Annotated in this window: 2 protein-coding genes; one reads left to right on the top strand and one right to left on the bottom strand. The window is 74.8% G+C overall.

Features of this window, described 5'->3' with window-relative positions:
* Positions 1 to 67 precede the first annotated feature (67 nt).
* Entirely contained in the window at positions 68 to 1,060 is a 993-nt protein-coding gene (locus J0670_RS36570) for a LacI family DNA-binding transcriptional regulator (protein WP_207817089.1), read from the bottom strand.
* A gap of 137 nt (positions 1,061 to 1,197) precedes the next feature.
* Here J0670_RS36570 and J0670_RS36575 point away from each other — a divergent pair.
* The coding region (locus tag J0670_RS36575) for a ribokinase (RefSeq protein WP_207817091.1) at positions 1,198 to 2,101 on the top strand (904 nt) is incomplete at its 3' end.

Raw genomic sequence — 2,101 nt, forward strand, 5'->3', positions numbered from 1 at the left:
CGGTTGCACGGGCCGCCACCGCAACCCGCGACGGAAGCTCCGGCAGGGCGCGCCCGGCGCCGCGGTGTCAGGCGTTCGCGTCGGTGGAGGAGCGGACCACCAGCTGCGGGGCGAAGCGCTCCACGCTCTCCGGCCGTTCGCGGGAAGGTGCCTGAAGGAGGGTTAGGGCGCGTTCGGCCATCGCGGTGAGCGGGTGGCGGATGGAGGTGATGGGCGGGTCGAGGAGTTCGAGTATCTCGGTGTCGTCGAAGCCGGTGACGGCGATCTGGCCGGGGACGGAGACCGCCGAGCGCTGCAACGTGCTGACCAGTCCCACCGCGAGGACGTCCGCGCCGCAGACGACGGCGTCGACCTGGGTGCGCTGTTCGGCGATGCGGCGGCCCGCGGTGCGGCCGGCGTCCGTGGTGAAGCTGGGCAGCAGGACGGTGGTGGCGTCGGCGCCGCGTGCCTCGGTGAACGCGGCGAGGCGTTCCGCGCCGGAGGAGGAGGCCTGGTCGGCGGCGACCAGGGCGATCCGGTGGCGGCCGAGGCCTTCGAGGTGGTCGAGGAGCAGTCGCATCGCGGCGGCGTTGTCGAGGGTGACGGCGACGGTTCCGGAGCCGGTGGCCCAGCGGTCGAAGAGGACGACGGGGGCGCGTTTGGCGGCGGCCCGGACGGCGGGGCCGGAGGTGCTCGCGGAGACGGGGACGACGAGCAGGCCGTCGACCCGGCCGCCGAGCAGGGTCTCGATCTGCTCGGCCTCGATGGCGGTGTCGTTGGCGGCGTCGGAGACCACCAACTGTCCACCCGCAGCGCGGACTTGCCGGGCGATGGCGTCGGTGAGCTGGACGAAGTACGGGTTGGCGAGCGAGGGGACGACCACGCCGATGGTGCCCGTGGTGCCGGTGCGCAGCGCCCGGGCGGAGTGGTTGGTGCGGTAGCCGAGGCGCTGGGCGGCTTGCTCGACGCGGCGGGCGAGTTCGGGGTCGACGTTGCGCGGGGTGCCTGCCAGGACGCGTGAGGCGGTCGCGCGGGAGACGCCGGCGGCCGCGGCCACGTCGAGGAGTCGGGGCGCTGTCACGTGGGGCGGTCCTTCGTGGTCGGGGACGGGCTCGTCCAACTGGTGGAATGCCCAGCACGAGGGTACTTGACGGTTCCTTGGGGCTGGTCCACAGTGTGGGAGATCGATCTCCCAAGTCGCTCTCCCAAGGAGTGCAGATGCCGTCCATCACCGTTGTCGGTTCGGTCAATCGCGACCTCGTCCTGACCGTCCAGGACCTGCCGCGACCTGGTGAGACCGTGCTCGCGCGGGGCTTCGTGGAGGGCGTCGGCGGCAAGGGCGCCAACCAGGCCGTCGCGGCGGCCCGGCTCGGGTCGCGGGTGCGTCTGGTGGCCCGGGTCGGCGCGGACGCCGACACCATCCTGCGGGCGCTCGCCGCCGAAGGGGTGGACGTCGAGGCGGTGCGCCCGGCACCGGAGAGCACCACCGGGATCGCCTCGGTGGTGGTCGACGAGGCCGGTGAGAACACCATCGTGGTCAACCCGGGCGCGAACGCCGCACTGTCGGTCGCGGACCTGCCGGAGCGGCTGGCCCGGTCGGCGGGCGAGGTGGTCCTGGTGCAGCACGAGATCTCCGCCGAGGTGGTCGCCGCCGCGGTGCTGCGGGCCCGGGAGCAGGGCGGCACGGTCGTCCTCAACCCGGCCCCGGCCCGGCCGGTCGCCCCGGAGGTGCTGGCCGCCGTCGACGTCCTCGTCCCCAACCTCGGCGAACTCGCCACCCTGCTCGGCGCGGAGCGGCCGACCGGCCCCGACGGGGCGCGCGAGCTGCTGGAGCGGGCCGCGTTGCCCTGCCGGGCCGTCGTGGTGACGCTCGGGGCGGACGGGGCGCTGATCAAGCAGCCGGGCCGTCCCGCCGTGCACCTGCCGGCACCCGTCGTCGACGTGGTCGACACCGTCGGTGCCGGCGACACCTTCTGCGGGGCCCTCGCCGACTCCCTCGCCCGTGGCGCCGGCCTGCTCGCCGCCGCCGAACGCGCCGTCCGCGCGGCCTCGTTGGCGGTCACCGGTCTCGGTGCCCAGTCCTCCATGCCGTCCGCGGCGCAGCTCGACACCCCCGTTGCCG

This window comes from Streptomyces sp. FH025 (assembly GCF_017427025.1).
Taxonomy (GTDB): Bacteria; Actinomycetota; Actinomycetes; order Streptomycetales; family Streptomycetaceae; genus Kitasatospora.